The organism is Nostoc sp. DedQUE08, from assembly GCF_034530895.1.
Lineage (GTDB): Bacteria > Cyanobacteriota > Cyanobacteriia > Cyanobacteriales > Nostocaceae > Nostoc.
This window is the reverse complement of sequence record NZ_JAVRCD010000032.1, coordinates 37,943-57,416: the sequence shown is the minus strand read 5'-3', so window position 1 is coordinate 57,416 and position 19,474 is coordinate 37,943. Positions and strand designations below refer to the sequence as shown.

16 protein-coding genes are annotated in these 19,474 nt (G+C 42.4%); 11 read left to right on the top strand and 5 right to left on the bottom strand.

Annotated features, from left to right (window positions below):
* Positions 1-35: 35 nt before the first annotated feature.
* Positions 36-1,049, bottom strand: coding sequence for a type I glyceraldehyde-3-phosphate dehydrogenase (locus tag RMY64_RS21020; RefSeq protein ID WP_322683289.1), 1,014 nt, complete (start codon positions 1,047-1,049; stop codon positions 36-38).
* Between the two features lie 117 nt (positions 1,050-1,166).
* Positions 1,167-1,793, bottom strand: a complete 627-nt coding sequence (gene nadD, locus RMY64_RS21015; RefSeq protein ID WP_322673859.1) for a nicotinate (nicotinamide) nucleotide adenylyltransferase — start codon at positions 1,791-1,793, stop codon at positions 1,167-1,169.
* A 403-nt stretch (positions 1,794-2,196) separates the two neighbouring features.
* Here nadD and murC point away from each other — a divergent pair, with 403 nt between their 5' ends.
* The 4 genes from murC (at position 2,197) to RMY64_RS20995 (ending at position 5,881) form a co-directional block, all read left to right on the top strand.
* The gene (gene murC / locus RMY64_RS21010) at positions 2,197-3,660 is read left to right on the top strand and encodes a UDP-N-acetylmuramate--L-alanine ligase (RefSeq protein ID WP_322673860.1); all 1,464 of its coding nucleotides are present in this window, start codon (positions 2,197-2,199) and stop codon (positions 3,658-3,660) included.
* Positions 3,661-3,783: 123 nt separating this feature from the next.
* The gene (gene murB, locus RMY64_RS21005; RefSeq protein ID WP_322673861.1) at positions 3,784-4,785 is read left to right on the top strand and encodes a UDP-N-acetylmuramate dehydrogenase; all 1,002 of its coding nucleotides are present in this window, start codon (positions 3,784-3,786) and stop codon (positions 4,783-4,785) included.
* A 185-nt stretch (positions 4,786-4,970) separates the two neighbouring features.
* Entirely contained in the window at positions 4,971-5,318 is a 348-nt protein-coding gene (locus RMY64_RS21000) for a YbaB/EbfC family nucleoid-associated protein (protein ID WP_322673862.1), read from the top strand.
* 83 nt (positions 5,319-5,401) lie between these two features.
* The gene (locus tag RMY64_RS20995) at positions 5,402-5,881 is read left to right on the top strand and encodes a low molecular weight protein-tyrosine-phosphatase (RefSeq protein ID WP_322683307.1); all 480 of its coding nucleotides are present in this window, start codon (positions 5,402-5,404) and stop codon (positions 5,879-5,881) included.
* A 61-nt stretch (positions 5,882-5,942) separates the two neighbouring features.
* On the opposite strand, the gene RMY64_RS20990 is transcribed toward RMY64_RS20995, so the two are convergent.
* A complete protein-coding gene (locus RMY64_RS20990) occupies positions 5,943-6,626 on the bottom strand; it encodes a response regulator transcription factor (RefSeq protein ID WP_322673863.1) in 684 nt (227 codons plus the stop codon).
* Between the two features lie 652 nt (positions 6,627-7,278).
* On the opposite strand from RMY64_RS20990, the gene smpB reads away from it, so the two are divergent.
* On the top strand, positions 7,279-7,746 hold the full coding sequence (gene smpB, locus RMY64_RS20985) for an SsrA-binding protein SmpB (RefSeq protein WP_094349892.1): 468 nt from the start codon (positions 7,279-7,281) through the stop codon (positions 7,744-7,746).
* Positions 7,747-7,928: 182 nt separating this feature from the next.
* A complete protein-coding gene (locus RMY64_RS20980) occupies positions 7,929-8,219 on the top strand; it encodes a WGxxGxxG family protein (RefSeq protein WP_322673864.1) in 291 nt (96 codons plus the stop codon).
* A 55-nt stretch (positions 8,220-8,274) separates the two neighbouring features.
* On the opposite strand, the gene RMY64_RS20975 is transcribed toward RMY64_RS20980, so the two are convergent.
* Together RMY64_RS20975 and RMY64_RS20970 are read right to left on the bottom strand one after the other, a co-directional pair.
* Entirely contained in the window at positions 8,275-9,696 is a 1,422-nt protein-coding gene (locus RMY64_RS20975; protein ID WP_322673865.1) for an IctB family putative bicarbonate transporter, read from the bottom strand.
* Positions 9,697-10,025: 329 nt separating this feature from the next.
* Positions 10,026-11,579 carry a GAF domain-containing sensor histidine kinase gene (locus tag RMY64_RS20970; RefSeq protein WP_322673866.1) on the bottom strand — a complete coding sequence of 518 codons (1,554 nt, stop codon included), beginning with the start codon at positions 11,577-11,579 and terminating at the stop codon, positions 10,026-10,028.
* 717 nt (positions 11,580-12,296) lie between these two features.
* Between RMY64_RS20970 and RMY64_RS20965 the strand changes: the two genes are divergently transcribed.
* The 5 genes from RMY64_RS20965 to RMY64_RS20945 all read left to right on the top strand — a co-directional run bounded on the left by RMY64_RS20965 (position 12,297) and on the right by RMY64_RS20945 (position 19,411).
* Positions 12,297-13,490 carry a DegT/DnrJ/EryC1/StrS aminotransferase family protein gene (locus tag RMY64_RS20965; protein WP_322700995.1) on the top strand — a complete coding sequence of 398 codons (1,194 nt, stop codon included), beginning with the start codon at positions 12,297-12,299 and terminating at the stop codon, positions 13,488-13,490.
* Positions 13,491-13,617: 127 nt separating this feature from the next.
* Complete coding sequence (crtB, locus tag RMY64_RS20960; protein ID WP_322700994.1) at positions 13,618-14,511, top strand: cyanoexosortase B; 894 nt, start codon at positions 13,618-13,620, stop codon at positions 14,509-14,511.
* 195 nt (positions 14,512-14,706) lie between these two features.
* A complete protein-coding gene (locus RMY64_RS20955; RefSeq protein WP_322700993.1) occupies positions 14,707-15,426 on the top strand; it encodes a cyanoexosortase B system-associated protein in 720 nt (239 codons plus the stop codon).
* A 232-nt stretch (positions 15,427-15,658) separates the two neighbouring features.
* Positions 15,659-17,017 (top strand): polysaccharide biosynthesis/export family protein, encoded by a 1,359-nt coding sequence (locus RMY64_RS20950; protein WP_322700992.1) that lies wholly within the window; start codon positions 15,659-15,661, stop codon positions 17,015-17,017.
* Positions 17,018-17,236: 219 nt separating this feature from the next.
* A complete protein-coding gene (locus tag RMY64_RS20945; RefSeq protein ID WP_322700991.1) occupies positions 17,237-19,411 on the top strand; it encodes a polysaccharide biosynthesis tyrosine autokinase in 2,175 nt (724 codons plus the stop codon).
* Positions 19,412-19,474 lie beyond the last annotated feature (63 nt).

Here is a 19,474-nt window from a genome sequence, read left to right as displayed (position 1 = left end):
CAATGACCAATGACTAATGACTAATGACAAATTAATTATTGCCACTTCTGGGCTACCAACTCTGCCAAATCCAAAACTCGTTGGCTGTAACCCCACTCGTTGTCATACCACGCCATAACTTTTACTAAGTCATTGCCCATAACCAAAGTCAAGCTAGCATCAACAATCGAAGAAGCATCACTACCTTGATAATCGGAAGATACTAGTTCTAGTTGGCTGTAGTCCAAAATACCTTTAAGTGGGCCTTCGGCAGCATCTTTGAGAGCTTGGTTAACTTCTTCAGTAATAGTACGCTTCTCAACCTGAACTACGAAATCTACCATTGAGACGTTCGGGGTTGGTACGCGCAAGGCAACGCCATTTAGCTTGCCTTTGAGGTCTGGGATAACCAGCGCCACTGCTTTTGCTGCACCAGTGGAAGTGGGTACAATGTTTATCGCTGCGGCCCTCGCCCGTCGCAAATCCCGGTGAGAAGCGTCTAGCAAGCGCTGATCGCCTGTATAGCTGTGGGTGGTGGTCATCGTACCTTTGATGATGCCGAACTTATCGTTCAACACCTTGGCAATCGGTGCCAAGCAGTTGGTAGTACAGCTAGCGTTGCTGATAATGTGGTGTTTGTTGTGGTCATAATCATGATGATTTACACCAACCACAAAAGTACCATCCTCGTTTTTACCAGGAGCGGTAATCAGAACTTTCTTGGCTCCAGCATTTACGTGCTTGAGTGCTCCTTCTTTGCTAGTAAATACCCCGGTTGCTTCGATAATTAGGTCAATTCCCCAATCTTTCCAGGGCAAGTTTTCGGGATTGCGATCGGACACGCACTTAATGGTCTTACCGTTAACGATGATAGAGTTATCATCGGCACTAATCTCAGCACCCTTGATCTTCCCTAGCATGGAGTCATACTTCAGCAGGTGAGCATTAGTTCTAGGGTCTGAAGTGTCATTAATAGCGACAAGATCGATTTTACTATTCTCTCTACCCACCCAGCAACGCGCAAAGTTACGTCCAATCCGCCCGAAACCGTTGATTGCAACTCTAATCACAGTGTCTTGCCCTCTGTATTTATGCTTATTATGTTGATATCGTTGACCCCAATCATATCGCAAAGGGGGGGGGCACTTTTAACCATAAAGTGTTAGATCAATAAAAAAACACATAATTTATTCAGATTTGTAAGAGTAGAGATTGTTGTTAGTGATATATGATCTGACCGATTCTGAGACTAAATAACGAATTGACTGGCGTTCGCAGCAAAATTTGCGAATTAGACTTGACGAAACTCCTACTAAAGGTATATTCAAGAGTTGCCAGTGAATGATCAAAGACTGCTCCCTGAGTTGTTGCTCGACTTGCTTGCAGATTAATTTGCTTTGAGTTATAGTCTCACCACCTAGCTGTCGGGGTGCGATTAACCAATCACACATTTGTGCTAATTCGTGTCCCCGGTACCAACCGGGTAAGGTTTGGAAAGTATCCAAGCCCACAATCCAGTACCAATGAGTATTTGGGTAACAAGTAGATAAGTCAATCAGGGTGTTAATGGCATAAGAAGTCCCAAAGCGATTAGTCTCCACTAGTGAGACAGTAAATGCTGGGTTATCTTTGATGGCTAATTGCAGCATTTGCACGCGATGCTCAAACAAAGCTGCTTCTTTGTGAGGAGGGTTTAGGGATGGCACCCAAATTACCTTTTCCAGGGATACTTGATGCAAAGCTGTCTCGGCTACGAGCAGGTGTCCCCAATGAATTGGATCGAATGTGCCACCAAAAATTGCTAGTTGCTGCATCCAGATAAGCCTGGGTTATATGCAATTGAAAAATAGTTTCATTACCAATGTACTATTGTACTCAATTCACGCCTAAACTTGATGCAATTTCAAATTAGTTTCACTAAACAATGTATTATGTAGCCAATTCCAGTAAGGTAGCCAAAAATATGTATTTGACATTACAAGAATTTCTTTCCCGATGCAGCCAAAATTTTCAGAATAATCTTAAGAACAGTTCCGAAATAGCAAAAACCTCCAACCAAGGTAAAATCATTCTCAACCAGGAAAGCCAGAGCAGAAACATCATTTGGGCATCAAACATGAACATGATACAGAAGTAGTTACGGTAAAAATCAAAATCCTGTTATGATACGCGTGTCATTTGTGATTATGGTGTGGTGTGGTGTAAAAGGAGTAATAAATGACTAATTCTGTAGATTTTAGTGGTAGACCATTTCATTTCATTGGCATCGGTGGCATAGGTATGTCTGCTCTGGCATACGTTCTTGCAAAGCGTCAATTTCCAGTATCAGGTTCGGATCTTCGTCCTAACCACATTACGCACAAATTGGAATCTATCGGTGCTCATATTTTTGGTAAACAAGAGGCAAGCAATCTCGAATTCTTTCAACCTCAGGTATTAGCTAATCCAGTAGTATTAAATTCACCAGAAGAATTACCTACTGATACTAAGTCAAAACTGCCTCAAGTTATTTGTTCAACAGCAATTAACACTAATAATTTAGAATACAAAGCAGCGCTGGAATTAGGTTGTCCAGTTTTACATCGTTCAGATGTCCTAGCAGCTTTAATTGCCGATTACTACAGTATTGCAGTGGCAGGAACCCACGGCAAAACTACAACCAGTAGTATGATTGGCTATATGCTTCTAGAAGCAGGCCTAGACCCAACGATTTTAGTCGGTGGCGAAGTCAATGCATGGTCCGGTAATGCTCGATTGGGACAAAGCCAATATTTGGTAGCCGAAGCAGATGAATCAGATGGTTCTTTAGTAAAACACGCTCCCGAAATTGGCATCATCACCAATATTGAACTCGATCATCCTGACCACTACGATACATTAGAAGAAGTCATTGACACCTTCCAGACATTTGCTAAGGGTTGTAAAACTTTAATAGGTAGCATTGACTGTGCGACAGTGCGCGATCGCTTGCAACCCACAATTACCTACAGCTTACACTCAGATACCGACGCTGATTACACCGTCACTAATATTGATTATCGTGCTGATGGTACCACGGCTTTGGTTTGGGAAAAAGGCAAAGCTTTGGGCGTGTTGACGTTGCGGTTACTCAGTCGGCACAATCTCAGCAACGCTTTAGCCGCAGTGGCTGTTGGTCGCGCTTTGGGCTTAGAATTTGGAGCAATTGCCAAAGGTATCGCCACCTTTGAAGGAGCAAGACGACGCTTTGAGTTCCGAGGCGAAGTCAATGGCATTACCTTCATTGATGACTATGCTCATCACCCGAGCGAGATTCGCGTTACTCTCGCCGCAGCACGTTTACAGGCAAGACCAGGGCAAAGAGTGGTTGCCATCTTCCAACCCCATCGCTATAGCCGTACACTGACCTTTTTAGATGAATTTGCCGAGTCATTTACTCATGCTGATTTGGTAGTGCTAACTGATATTTACAGTGCAGGCGAACCGAATTTAGGGCAAATTAGTGGTGAACGTCTAACGGCAGAAATTGCTAAACAGCATTCGCAGGTCGTTTATCAACCAACTTTACCCGCAGTGTATGAGTACTTGCTACAAACACTACGCCCAGGAGACTTGGCGCTGTTTTTGGGGGCTGGAAACTTGAACCAGGTCATTCCGGAAGTAATTACGACACTTTGTGAGCCGGCTAAAGCCACATCCTAAGTGAAGACCTTTGCGAAGTTTTATTTCTGAGTAAAGCGCTCCTCTCGCAACGGTTTCATCTGTGAACTCTATTACCGTATATTTGCGGTAAATAAATGTAAAAATTTTACCAAAAAAGTAAAGATGACCATTTCCCAGGCAGCTGGAAACGTCTGCACAGTTTCTGCTTTGAATACAAAGAAACCCCAAATAACTAATTCGGTGGAGAGTGAAGTAATCTACTTACCCAATACTGATTGTGCGCTCAAGTCCCAGGCTTGTTTGTCAGCGTTTACTTCCTATAGAGTTGGGGGAGCCGCTGATTTATACGTTGCCCCCCGAAACTTAGAAGCACTGCAAGCAAGTCTTAAATACGCCAAAGAACGCGAGCTAAAGGTGACAACACTGGGAGCAGGTTCTAACTTGCTGGTGAGTGATGGTGGTATATCAGGCTTAGTCATTGCTACTCGTCATCTCCGCTTCAGCAACTTTGACCTTAAAACCGGTCAATTAACCGTTGCTGCCGGAGAATCAATTCCTAGCTTGGCATGGGCGGCAGCAGAGTTAGGGTGGCAAGGATTGGAGTGGGCTGTTGGTATCCCTGGAACAGCCGGAGGTGCAGTGGTAATGAATGCAGGGGCACATAATAGCTGTATCGCAGATATGTTAGTTAGTGCCGAGGTACTTTCACCCGATGGTACGCTGGAAACTCTAACCCCAGAACAGTTAGGTTATAGCTACCGGACTTCATTATTGCAAGGTGGCGATCGCATAGTCACCCAAGCCACCTTACAACTCGCGCCAGGTGCAGACCCAGCAAAAGTTGTGGCAATTACCAAAGAACACAAAAAGCATCGGTTAAGCACTCAACCATACAACTTTCCCAGTTGTGGTAGTGTGTTTCGCAATCCCAAACCTTACAGTGCTGGCTGGTTAATTGAACAAACTGGTCTCAAAGGCTACCAAATTGGTGGAGCACAAGTAGCATTACTACATGCTAATTTTATCGTTAATCGTGGTGGAGCAAAAGCTAGTGATATCTTCTGTCTCATTCGCCACATCCAACATCAAGTACAAGAACGTTGGTCTATTAATTTAGAGCCAGAAGTCAAAATGCTCGGAGAGTTTCAAGGTGCTTGTGGATAAAAATGGGGAATGGGGAATTGGGAGATGAGGGAGAAGAATTAATAACCAATGTCCTACTCCCTACTCTCTATTCCATACTCCCCACTCTATGACGCATTAATTATTGGTAAAAAAAGAGTCAAATTACTTACCGCATCTATAATTGAATTTGATTTGTTATTCAACGCATACGCGTACAAATAATTATGACAGGAAAAGGACAGGGATTCGGCTTTGGTTTAGGAAAAATGAAAGAATTAGCCGAAGCTTTTAAGAAAGCGCAGCAAGTTCAAGAAGGCGCAAAGCGACTCCAAGAAGAATTGGAGCAAATGGAGATTCAAGGAGAATCTGGCGGTGGTCTTGTAAGGGTGATTGTCAGTGGAAACCAAGAACCCAAGCGGGTAGAAATTTCTCCAGATGCTTTAGCAGAAGGTGCAGAAGTACTTTCCGATCTTGTAACAGTGGCAATGAAAGAAGCCTACAACAAGTCCACAGCAACAATGCGGGAACGCATGGAAGAATTAACCAGTGGGTTGGAGTTACCTGGATTTTAATCATTGGTCATTGGTCATTAGTCATTAGTCATTAGTCATTGGACAAAGGACAAATGACTATTGACAAAGGACAAAGTATATCTATGCCTTACAAGTTGCTGTTTGTCTGCTTAGGTAATATCTGCCGATCGCCATCGGCAGAAAATATCATGAATCATCTAATTGAGCAGGCTGGCTTGAGCGAACATATCCTCTGTGACTCTGCTGGTACATCTAGCTATCACGTTGGTAGTCCACCTGACAGACGTATGAGTGCTGCGGCTGCTACTAAGTTGGGAATTAAACTGCGTGGTCGAGCACGCCAGTTTGAAAAGTCAGACTTTCAAGACTTTGATTTGATTTTGGCTATGGATCGAGAAAATTATGACAACATCCTCACTCTCGATCGAACTAAGCAATATCAGCATAAAGTACGTTTGATGTGCGAGTTTTGCTCTCGGCATACTCTAAAGGAAGTTCCAGATCCCTATTACGGCGGTCAAGAGGGATTTAATCAGGTTATTGATTTACTGATCGATGCTTGTGAAGGTCTGCTGACAAAAGTTAAAAGTGAAGAGTTATGAGTTAGGAGTTAGGAGTTAGGAGTTTTAATTCCTCACTCCTCACTTTTAACTCCTAACTTTTTTATTCCACCAAACCATGCTTCATCGCATAACGGACTAATTCCGCGCGGTTGCTGGTTGAGGTTTTTCTCAATAAACTGCTAACGTACTTTTCCACAGTTCGAGGACTCAGGTGTAACTGAAGACCCATATCGGCATTAGAAAGACCATGAGTTAATAACTCTAAGACTTCCTGTTCTCTGTGAGTTAGGGATGAGTGCAGATGGGATTTCTGAATTTGAGTGGACAGAGAATTATGGGCATCCGTCGCTTTTATCGAGCCGGAAATGCCCAAACTATCTTTATGAGAAAAACGATACTCTGATTGGATAATTTGCGATCGCTCCAAAAGATTGCGGATTGCTGCTGCTAACTCTTCCAGTTCAAAAGGTTTGGGTAAATATAAATCGCACCCTGACTGGTAGCCGAGAATTCTTTCTTGGGTCTTAATGCGTGCCGTTAATAAAATTACAGGCAATAAACGAAACACTGGTTGTTGACGCACCCGGCGCACCAGTTCATAGCCATTCATCCGTGGCATAACAATATCCGTGACAATCAAATCAGGATGATACTCATCCACCATAAACAAAGCCTCTTGACCGTCATTAGCCACGATCACTGAGTAGCCAGACAGTTCAAGATAGTCGCTAACAGACAGACGAGTGCCCAAATCATCATCCACTACAAGGATCGTCAAGGGCATGGATAATACACCCCTAGCATTTTTTTACTCAGAAATTTGCTTTTATGTACTCCGTTAATGAACACAGACAATAATAGTGTTCTTATGTTTCATACTATGACAGGATTACCAGCTAATGACTGCTCTCAGGGTTTATTTATAAAGGAAATCTTAAATCATTAGGAAGGTTAACGAAATGTAACCACCTTAGACTCCCTGTGCTTAGGAGGCATAGAGAGCTTTGTAATTTGTAACAACTCATCATTAGCGTCATACCAATTCTTTGTCAGGACTTATGCAAAAGAGAAGTGAAAATCTTGATTTTCTGTAGAGACAATTCATGTAAACGCCAAGAAGCAAGTTACACGGAGTTTTTCTTAGAGAATCGGCTTACCACAAGGTATTGCCTTTACTTGATGTGTAAGTCCTATTTGTGAAACTGCACAAAATCAGGCTTAGTGAGACAAGTTGCTCAAGCAACTTGTTCTATGAAATCTTAGAGGTAATCGGTATCAGCTAACTTAAAATTGCCAGAAAACCTTAATTGTGAACTTAGAAAAGCTAAATTAGTGATATACAGTTCACCATTTATAGCGGTTCTAAGATACACCGTATAATTCACAAGCCAATCCAAATAATTTTTTAGGTACATTTAAAGCACACAAAATTATCAATGAGCGACAAGAACGAAGGTTACAAAGTTATTTGCGACAACCGTCAAGCCCGTTATTTGTATGAAATTCTAGAAACTTACGAAGCTGGAATTGAGTTGACAGGAACAGAGGTAAAGTCGATTCGTGCGGGTAAAGTCAATCTCCAAGATGGCTATGCTTTGCTTCGCAATGGTGAAGCATGGTTGATCAATGTGCATATCTCGCCTTACAACGCTAGTGGACAATATTTTAATCATGAACCACGGCGTACACGCAAGCTTCTATTGCATCGTCAAGAACTCCGTAAGCTAATTGGCAAAGTTGAACAGCAGGGTTTAACTTTAATCCCTTTGAAAATGTATCTCAAACGAGGCTGGCTAAAAGTCAGTATAGCTCTTGGCAAAGGTAAAAAGCTCCACGATAAACGAGAAGACCTGAAACGACGCCAAGACCAGCGTGACATTCAACGGGCCATGAAAAGTTATTGAGGATTCAATGTTGCTAAACTACCACAGCAAGAATGAGAAACAGACTGCTGTGAAAACCATGCTGTATGTCTACAGCGTGAGTTATGAAAATGCCGAGTTTATAGCCGCAGATTGATTTTGTTAAAGTTAAGACTCGATACAGTGGTGAGTGACTTTAAATAGCATCAGGAACTTTCACAACTATGAAAAGTAATTTCATTACCGCTGTTGGCGCTGGCGTTCTCACCTTGAGTATGGGAATTTTACCTTTAACTTTATCTGCACAAGCTCAGACAACTAATGACACTGGAGCTAGTACTACTACTACTACTGCTCCAACAACGACTACTGACAATCGCAACGATTTTGATTGGGGTTGGCTAGGATTGCTTGGTTTACTCGGTCTAGGCGGGTTGGCTGGCAAAAAGAACGATCGCGAATCTGTAGCTTATCGCGACCCTAATGCTCCAAGTGCTACTACTTACAGAGATTAAACAATTCAAAAGTTGTCAGTTGTCCGGTAAGAAAACAACTGACAATTTATTTATGTTAATTTATTGCTGGATCTGAGTTAGTTGTATTTGTCTGGTTTTGAGCTAAAGGTGTCCAGTAGCTGGCAATTAAGGCAACGATCAGCCACCAGAGGGTATTTACTTCAGGACGATACCAGACAGTATCTACGGTGCCGTGAGCTAGCATACCCAACAAAATAGCGATCGCCCCAATTAACCAAAATCCCTCTACACTTCTGATTTGTCGCAATCGCCGCACTTGCAAAATTGCTGTATTAAATGTGACAATCAATAGCCAGAGAAAGCAGGCTAAACCAACAAAGCCAGTTTCTACAGTCACTTCAAACAATATCGAATAGGCGCTCAAAGCAGTGTAACGAGGGCGTTGGTAGAGGGGATAAACTTTATTAAAAGAGTTGTGACCAGGCCCAATGCCGAAAATCGGGCGATCGCGAATCATTTCAAATACAGCATCCCACACATTTCGGCGAAAATTATTACTGCTATCCTTACGGTCGGCAAAAATACTGAATACTCGCAGCCGCACTGGCTCTACAAATATCACTGCTAGCACCAATACGCCGATCAAACCTCCTAAAACAATCGGTATTGACCAAGTACGCCAAAAACGAGGCATTTCCACGCTTTTCCAATAAACTAGCAATGCCATCACAGCTAAAACTGCTACCACTAGTCCAATCCAACCACCACGACTAAAAGTCAGAATTAGGCAAGAACTATTGACAATTAGCATCGTTAATGCGAGGGCTTTTTTAGGCCAGCTTTGCCATGCAAAAATTGCCACTAAGCTAAAAATTACTGCTGGTAATAGATATCCAGCCAATAAGTTGGGATTGCCTAAATAACTGTAGACTCTTGTAGTCTTAGACATAGGAGATTCTGGATCGACCCAAGTTGCCAATGCTGTGGCTCCAAAAAACCATTGCCGCAACCCGTATACACTAACAATTAACGATACGTGCAGATAAAGGATGATAATCCAAGAACGGAGGCGAGGCGACCTTAATACCCTGGCACAAAGGGTAAATAGTAGCAAATACAAGGTCAAGGTTCCCAAATCGTTAAGTGCCGCCTTTTTCACTGGTGATAATGCTGTTGCAACTGCGGCAACTCCCCAGTAGAGCAATACCAGTAAGTGAATGGGAGTGACTGACGACGAGACATTTGCTGGTGTTACTTCATCAGATATAGTCAACAATAGCCAAAATCCGACACAAGCCACCAGCAAAAAACCCACCAATGTACTCGAAGCAAAAGGTGCTAGAGCATATATTAAGCTGAGTAAAACCGCTGCGATCGCATCTCCCCATTGAAGCAAGACGCTAGTTTGCCGCCAAGAACTTAGCAATCCCACCAGAGAGCGGTGTACATAACTGGTAGCAAGATATTCTTTGAGCGGTAAAGTTGATAGAGTAAATCGTTGCCAGACTAAATTCATAAAAAACATTGCGATCGATTAGCCTGCCGACGCAGAACTTGGAATCGATCATAATGCCTATAGCTATAAAAAGGTAATAACAGAAATTGCACATCACGCGATGGCGCTCTTATTCCTAGCCATCAGCCAATAGAAAGTTAAGAATAGTTCTTCATATACTGAGTACAGCTTGATGTAAAATAGTGGCGAATTGAGGGTTGAAATTTAAAGGCATAGGTAAGCGCAGAAGCACACAGAGAATTAATCAAATCTAAATAGAAAATACGTCTTTCCCAATCTCCATTACCCCTTATCCCCAGAGGGGGCCCCACCTTCTTCAATCCCCACAATTAGACATCGCTAATTGCTTGTGAGGAAGTCGCTAGTTGCAGTGGCAAAGAAAGCACATAACGATATCCTGATTCTGGTGAACCTTGAATCAAAATATGTCCACCGTGCAATTCTGCCAGTTGACAACTTAGTAATAGGCCTAAACTTTCACGAGAAAGACTTCCATGTGATTTAGCTAAATTTATACCTGAACTATTAGCAAAGAAATTTGAGTGGGAATCACTCAAGTTTTTGGAATTTTCCACTGCTACTGATGAAGTATCTAGTTGTTCTTGTCTTTCTGTATGAGTATTGTAAGTTGCAATCTCACCTGTAAGCTCCAGCAGCGACAAAGAATTGAGACGGAAGTAAGGATCGACCTCTGTTATGCCATCCCCTAACCAGGGATGAGAAACCCAAATAGTAATGTTGAGCGTATCTTCTTTATAAGAAACATGAATGCGAACAATGCTACCTGTAGCCGAAAGTTGAATCACACTGAAAACCAGATGATAAAGCATTTGCCGCACCTTGTCTTTATCTAAAGGCCAAATGCGATTGCGGCCTGGTTCTATAGACAGGCGAATATCTTGCTCGCGGCGATTAGCTACTTCTTCTAGGGTATTGATAGCTTGTTGGCATAGCATTTCAATATCCACGGGAGCTAAATTTAGTACAGTTGAGTTTTCGTCCATCGCTCCTAGTTCGGTAATTTCGTTTACTAGGGAAAGTAAGTACCGACCACTGTGTTGGATAATTTCCAAATATTCTCTCTGCTTAGTCGTCAAAGGCCCATAAATCTCACGTCCTAAAACACTAGCCATACCGAGTACAGACGTTAGGGGCGTGCGTAATTCCTGAGTTAGCTGACTCAAAAGTTCTAGCTTCAGTTGCTTAGTAGAAACAGAGTCGTTATCTTGAGCGGATGCAGTGATTTTAATATCAGTGTTACGTTCCTCATTCAGTGAAAATATCGGAACGTTCTTGGCAGCGCTTGATTCGAGTTTCCCTTGCAGGAGTCTATTACGTTCAAATTCACTCATACTCCAACGAGCAATGATTTGTAAAAACTCAATATCTCGGGTTGTAAAATTGCGCGGGACTAAATCCATCACCGCTAATGCACCTAAACAATGTCCCTCAGCATCAATTAATGGCGCTCCTAAGTAAGCACGAATACCATAATCTTGCACTAACTTGCTGCCAGCAAGTACTGGATCGGTAAGTTTATGCGTATCATTAATTACAAATACTTGAAAGCTGTCTACTACCTGAGTGCAAAATGATTCCCGGCGTAGTAGTTGGCGGCTTTGTGCCAAATGATTCATTAGTCCTAGTCTAGATAAGCCTATCGCCGATTTGAACCAATGGCGTTCTTGATCCACAAATCCCAATATCGAAATTGGTGCTTCCAAAAAGTGGGCAGCAGTCTGTGTGGCTTCTTCAAAAACCGGAATCGTTTCTGGTTGCCGCAAACCTAAATCGGACAAAGCTTTGAGGCGTTGCTGTTCTCTTGATTCATGAGAATCCCAACCATCCTTTAGGGCAAATAATTTGTTTTCAGGCTCTATCATTGCCACTGCTACCTTAATAATTTCTCTATCGTGTTAATTGATCCAAGTCCTATTTCTAGGTTATCAATTGCTATTTTTAAGCATTCCCTAATTTTGCCTCTGACAAACAAATTTAGGGCAAAAATTTTTTCTCCCTTGCATTAAGCCAAGATGTGGTGTCTGCTAGTTACTAGTTACTGGTGCTGAATGTTCTTTATTTAGCACTGATGTAGTCTTTATCGCTTGAGATTTTCCAATCAGACTGCGTTAGATTTGAATTCAGCCAGGGTAAGCTAATGCTAAGGATACAATACAAAGGAGCTATGATTCTTTATCTATATAAGGGAAAATTTTGACTGGAACATTCAAGGTAAATTTACTTAAAAAAATAGATGTTGATGTAATAAAATATAGACATTTTACTGATAACAACTAGCACCCAGAGATGATAATCCTAGTGCAAGATGACCTAAATAGGCTAACCATATCCCTACGGATTAGCAAACTACCAAATTATTGAAAAGCCCAGTTTCTGAACTTTTTGAATTTTGAGAGAAGTCCGATGGCAACTTCGGGCACTCAAATTAAGAGGGCGTGATTTTGAAAACCATAACCGACTAAATAATCGATCTAAGCCTTTATCCAAATAGATTAAATCTACGACAATTTCATGCCGAAAATTGTACAAGGTTTTCTATTTTTTCCATGTGAGGAAACATTTTTTGAGGACGACTGATAATGAATAAAATGACTATTAGAGTTCCTTTTGTAGACCTAAAGTTACAACATGAACCAATTCAAACGCAATTGCAAGATGCAATCCAATCTGTATTGGAACGGGGAGATTTTATTTTAGGACAAGCACTTTCAGATTTTGAAGCAGCATTTGCGGCAGTATCTGGTACGGCTTATGGAGTTGGTGTAGCATCAGGAACAGATGCGATCGCTCTGGGATTACAAGCGTGTAATATTGGTGCTGGCGATGAAGTAATTTTACCCGCAAATACTTTTATCGCCACCTTAATTGGGGTGCTACGTGCTGGAGCTAAACCAATTTTGGTAGATTGCGATCGCCAAACTGCTTTGATTGATTTAAGAGAAGCAGCAAAGGCAATTACGCCTCAGACTAAAGCAATTATCCCCGTGCATCTCTATGGTCAGATGGTATCACCACGCGATTTAGTGAACTTTGCCGATACTTACAAACTCCTAATTTTTGAAGATGCCGCCCAAGCACATCTCGCCCAAAGAGACGGATATTACGCTGGTTCAGTAGGAATAGCAGCAGCTTTTAGTTTCTATCCCAGCAAAAATTTGGGAGCATTTGGGGATGGGGGAATGCTGCTGACACGAGATGCAGATGTAGCCCAGAAGATGGTGCGCTTGCGAAATTATGGTGCATCGCAAAAGTATTTTCATACTGAACCAGGTACAAATAGCCGCTTGGATACTTTGCAAGCAGCAATTTTGCACAAAAAACTCCCATATTTGCCGCAGTGGAATCGCGATCGCCTGACTATTGCCCAGCAGTATGATAATGAACTAGCACCCTTGGCAACTGCTGGAATTATTCCTATAGAAAATCAAAGTGATACAGGACACGTTTATCATCTTTATGTGATTAAAGTAGATGATTCTTGCCCAATAGAACGCCAGCAACTCCAGGAAAAACTCACAGCAGCGGGGATTCAAACTGGTATTCACTACCCAATTCCTTGTCATCTTCAGCCAGCATTCACCAACTTAGGCTATCAACTGGGAGATTTTCCCCAAGCAGAAAAGTTGTCAAAGCAAATATTATCATTACCGATGTATCCTGGTTTAAGTAGTAGCCAAGTCAAAGAAGTTGTAGCAGCGATCGCCAATGCAGTCTCAACAAGTTATCAGGGAGATAATCTATCTACTGCTGACCTGGGCAGCGTGGTAGCCTGAAGTTAATTCATACTTAATTTGTCCTTTGTCCTTTGTCATTTGTCTTTTCTCATTTATCCTTTGCAAATGACCAATGACTAATGACCAATGACTAATGACCAATGACCAATGACTAATACTGAAAATCATGGCACTCCAGCAACAGGTTAAAAATATAAACGCATCAGGCTTGTTAAATATAGCTATTTTAGGCGTTTTGCTGCTGCTTTATGCTCCAATATTGCTACACTGGTTGGATGGTTGGCTGCACAAAAATATCAGTACAGAACACGAATATTTCAGCCACGGAATTATTGGTCTACCATTTGCGGCTTATCTGGGCTGGATGAACCGGAAAAAGTGGAAACGTTTGCCAGATACGATCAATCCTTTGGGCGCTGTTTTATTGTTATTAGGGGCAATTTTTTATCTTAGCGGTGTTACAGAGTGGGTTAACCTTTCTTTGCCCGTGATATTAATCGGATTATGCCTGTGGTTTAAGGGAATAGCAGGTTTGCGATTACAAGGATTCCCTCTACTACTAGTATTTTTAGCAACCCCAACAGCATTACCTTATCTCATTGCTCCCTATACCATGCCTCTCCAAAGCTTCATCGCTGGCACAGCAGGCTTCATACTAAATCAATTTGGGATGGAAGTAACCGTAGATGAGATCAATCTTTACGTGGGAGGACGGATTGTAGAAGTTGCTCCCTATTGTGCAGGGCTGAAAATGTTGTTTACGACTCTCTACGTAGGCTTGATGCTGCTTTATTGGACAGATGCTTTGTCTTCACGGCGGACAACTATATCGTTTTTATCTCTTGCTGCGATCGTTAGTATTACTGCCAACATCATTCGTAATACTTTACTGACTTTCTTTCACGGCACGGGTCAAGAAGCGGCTTTTAAATGGCTGCATGAGGGTTGGGGTGGCGATCTCTACTCTGCTTGTATGCTAGTATCACTAGTACCCTTACTGAATTGGATTAATACCTATTTTTCAGCATCTCTAGAAACTGAGCAAGAGGCAGAAACTTAGAACTATTGGGCATTGAGCATTGGGCATTGGCAGAGGAGCAGAGGGGAAAATTTTCTGCAACTTTTTCCCTGTTCTTCACTCTCCCCTCCCAACTCCTTTAATTTTTCATCACTTCTACGTAAGTCATAAATATTACTGAACTCACAATGTGATTTTATAAAGTAAGATTTTGCCTAAGTATTGCAAATTTTACTGATGATTTCCTTCTCTAAATTTTTCAAGGAAAACCAATTGACTCAGGTAGCAGCACTTTTATTATTGCTACTGCTGCTAGCAATGGCGGGGGTTCCCGGATATCTGACAGGACACTGGCAATGGAAACAGCCGCCTGCTGTTCCTACCCTCCACGAATTAAAACAGATTCGCAAGACTGGGTTAACCCTTCCTGGTTGGCAAACCATTGAACAAGCAGAACAGCAAATTGGCGAACATAATTGGTCTTTGCAGGTAATTAAAAAAGAAGGTTCCGAATCCCAAGCAATCCTGCTTTTGTTGCCGCAAAATGGGCCTATGGATCAACCAGAGGTAGAGTGGACAGACGTTAACGGCTGGGGAAGGTCACGCTGGGGAAAGTGGGATATAGCTCAATCTCGTTCTGCGGAATTTAATGTCAAACCATCTGCAAAGTTGGCTTCTAATGTCGATAAAGTAGAAGCTAGGTTTTTTCGCGCCTCCACACCACAGCAAACCTTCGCAGTTTTGCAATGGTATGCGATGCCAGACGGCGGAAATCCATCACCTTTTCACTGGTTCTTGGCGGATCAACTGGCACAGTGGCGCAAGCAACGCACTCCTTGGGTTGGCGTGAGCATTCTGATTCCAATGGAACCTTTGGGGCAGGTAGAAACATCTTGGCCTTTAGCCGAGTCTATTGGGGAAACAGTACAAGCTGCATTAATGGCGGGCCCTTTGTAGAGTCTGTTATAGATGCCCTTGTGCAGAGATTTATCAGAGTATGTCTATAAATTGTGTTCAGGCTGAAACTCACTTAAAATGATGTTAACAACATGAAGTTAGAAATTAAATTTAGCAAAATTAGTCTCTTTCTCTTGGTAAATACTTCTAGATAAAAGAGACATTGAAGGCATTTTTAGAGTAAAATAACCACTCGGCGCGACTAATTTCTATATCAATATTTTCTACACCGATGTTCATAGATCCCAGTTATTATATGCGTGGATTCAGCGCCCTGTGTTTTGTCAGTCTTCAAGTAGGAGTTTTCTTAACAACACCTATCCAACTTGTTGTTGCCCAGCCTTTTCCATCTCAAGGACAATCACCAGGGCAATTCCCCTCACCTGTGCCAGTTAATGAAGTTGCACCTAGTGGTGTAAATGAAGAAATTTCTCCGCAACTCAGCCGCTACCTCTTGGGACCAGGAGATGCAATTGGTGTTGTGCTTCAGCGTCCTCCTGGCCCATACCGTTTAGGCATCGGAGACGGAATTAGCGTTTCGGTTCAGCGCTTTCCAGATTTGAGCTTTCAAGCTTTAATCAACCCAGAAGGTAATATTGCGGTGCCGTTATTGGGAACAGTTTCTTTACAAGGTTTAACTTTGGAAGAAGCTCAAGAAAAAATTCGCTTGGGTTTAAATCGTTATGTAGTCGATCCAATAATAGTTTTAGCATTAGCAGCGCAGCGTCCAGACCTCAGTTTTCAAGCTGTAATTAGTCCAGAAGGCAACATCATCGTGCCGCAAGTGGGAACGGTGTCATTAAAAGGTTTGACCTTGGAAGAAGCTCAAGAAAAAATTCGCCTGGGCTTGAGTCGCTTTTTCCCAGATCCAATCGTGGTAGTATCCTTGGCAGGAACGCGACCAGTTCAAGTTACCATTAGCGGGGAAATATTTCGACCAGGAATTTATCCAATTAATTCACCAACACCCCGCGTTGCTGATGCTTTGCTAACATCTGGTGGTTCAACTTTGAATGCAGACCTGCGACAGGTGCAAGTACGCCGAAAGTTAATCGATGGTTCTGTAATTTCACAAACTATTGACTTATACGCAGCACTGCAAAATGGCGGTTCAATCCCAAATCTACGCTTACAAGACGGAGATGCGATACTCGTGCCCCGTCGTGAAGTTGGTAGTGAGGATGGTTATGACCGCAATTTAGTAGCACGTTCATCCTTGGCTACACCACAGATTAGAGTCCGAGTTTTAAATTACGCTGCGGGTGGTCTTTCCATTCAAGCACTGCCTAACGGCAGTACATTTGTAGATGCTTTGGGAGGTGTAAATCTAGACACTGCTAATCTGAGAGATATCGCTCTGGTTCGCTTTGATTCGGAACGAGGCAAAGCTGTTACCCAAAAACTTGATGCTAAAAAAGCTCTAGGCGGTGATGCGTCGCAAAATGTAGCACTTCAAGATAACGATGTTATTGTTGTTGGTCGGAACCTCATTGGTAGAATTACTAATTTCTTGACCACCATTACCCAACCTTTCTTCAATGTTCAATCTTTTCTCCGGTTTTTTGACAACATCGGTGGTGGATCGAATTAGTAACATTAAAGAAGGATACAACCTAGAAATAGTTTGGAGTGTAAAAAATTACATCTCTAACTGAATATTTGAATTTATTAATGGAAAAGTCTTAAAGATATCAACCGATATATACAGTAGGAAGTTGATAGCATACTTGTATCAAAGCCACTATCTTTGTTTGGTGCTTCCTAAATTTTGAATTTTGTATTTTAAATTTTGAATTGGAGCGAAGCGACCATGACCCCACCAATTGTTAAACGCTATCTGATTGCTTTTGATAAATATAAATGGATTGGACTAGCTAGTTTTGGTTTAGTTGTTGCTGGCTCAACTGTGGTAGCTATGCAACCAGAGCCACCTACTAGCTATATAGCATCTGGGGCACTTACTTATAGTGGGCCACCAGTTTCTTTCTCTGCAACTGGTAATGAAATCCAACAGCAAGGGAAGGAACTAAATGAGGAAGTTTTACTATCAAACCAGATAATTGCAGGTGTGGCTGAGAAAGTCGGTGTCAAACCGAAACAACTCGGTGCAAGTCTTGCTCTTGCTCTACCTAAAAAAAATGCTAAGAGTGGAGAATTAGAATCTTCTACCTTTGAACTTAAATATGTAGATAGTGACGCCAAACGAGGCATACAAGTATTGACAGAATTGATGCAAGCAATGATCAAGTTGAGCAGTGACATCAATACTGGGCGCTTACAAGCAATTATTCAAAAGATTAACGATCGCACACCACAAGCTAAACGGGAATTGCAAATTGCTGAAAAGAAGCTGGAACAGTACGATCGCGTCGAGCGAACAGCAATCTTAGCCGCAGAGAATGGCAGCTTGTTAAGCGCCATTACTGCCAGCCAAAATCTCCAACGGCAAATTCAATTAACTATTTCTGGGGTTGATGGTCAAGTTCGCAGTTTACAAAATAAGTTAGGCTTAACAGTCGGACAAGCTTATGTTTCTTCAGCTTTGAGTGCCGATCCAATTATTGGGAACTTACGAGCGCAAATTTATCAAAGTGAATCGCAAATCGCTGTACTCAGAAAAGATTTGCGGCCGGAACATCCAACAATGGTGCAGTTAATTCGTCAGAAACAAGCTGCTGAGGAATTACTCCAACAACGTGCTGCTGAAGTTTTAGGTGGTGGTGGAACGGCGGCTCCGCTTCAGGGTAGCGTTGCAGGTATTCGCACTCAAAGCAGCTTAGATCCAACACGCCAGCAATTGGCAAACCAAATGGTGGCTTTACAAACCCAAAGGGAGACACTGCAACAACAACTAGCTCAAGAAATCCAACTAGAAGCGCGACTCCGGCGAGAGTATGCTCTGATACCCAATAAGCAATTAGAGCGATCGCGTTTAGAACAGGAGGTTGGACTCAAAAAAGCCATCTATGACCAAATGCAGGTGAAGCTAACCGATGCGAAAACCGCAGAGGCAGAAACTACTAGCAGCCTCAGTATTGCCAGACGCCCCGCAGTCACTGTCGATCCCAAACCTCCGAAGAGTGTGCCTATTACCCTGGCTGTGGGTGGTTTCTTAGGTGTATTGATTGGTGGCGGAGTGATATTTTTGTTGGGAGCGCTGGAAGGGACTTTCAAAACCAGGGAGGATATTCGCGAGAGCCTCAAGCAACGAGAAGTGGCACTGTTGGGAGAATTGCCTTTAATGCCAGTTGATGATTTGGAGCCAGATGCAGTACCGGTAGTATTTTCCCAAGATTCTCCTTATTTAGAATTTTATGAGAAATTCCGTAGTAATATGCGCCGGATTGGTGGTAAAAACTTAAAGGTAGTATTGATTACTAGCACCAGTAGCCTAGAGGGGAAAACGGCAAGTGCTTATAATTTGGGTGTTGCTTCCGCCCGTGCTGGTAAAAGAACCTTAATTATCGAAACAGATTTGCGATCGCCTTCCCGTTGTACATCTTTAAAAGTAATCCCTGACCCTGAAGCCACTATTGAACCTCTACGTTATTACGCTAATTTGAGTGAATGTATTCGTTTAGTTCCTGATGTAGAAAATTTATACATTCTTCCCAGCCCAGGCCCAGTACGGCAATCCGCTGCTATTCTTGAATCCAGCGAAATGCGGCGGCTGATAGAAGATGTCCGCGAACGGTTTGATTTAGTCATTTTAGATACTAGTCCCCTCAGCATATCCAATGACCCATTGTTAATTCAACCCTACAGCGATGGGATCGTACTGGTGGCGCGACCAAACTATACGCAAGAGAATATGCTCGGTGAAGCTATCGATCAATTGGTTGAATCTGAACTAGGGTTATTGGGAGCAATTATCAATGGTGCTGATATCATCGTTTCTGTACCTGAAGAAGTTGCAAAATCACCAACATTTACATCTGAGGTAGAACAGTCAGAAGAAGTTTCCGCGAGTGCCAACAAAAACTAATAGTTTCAAATGTGTAAATTTTAACGCAGACTATCGCATTGGCGTTGGCGTTCGCTTTAGCGT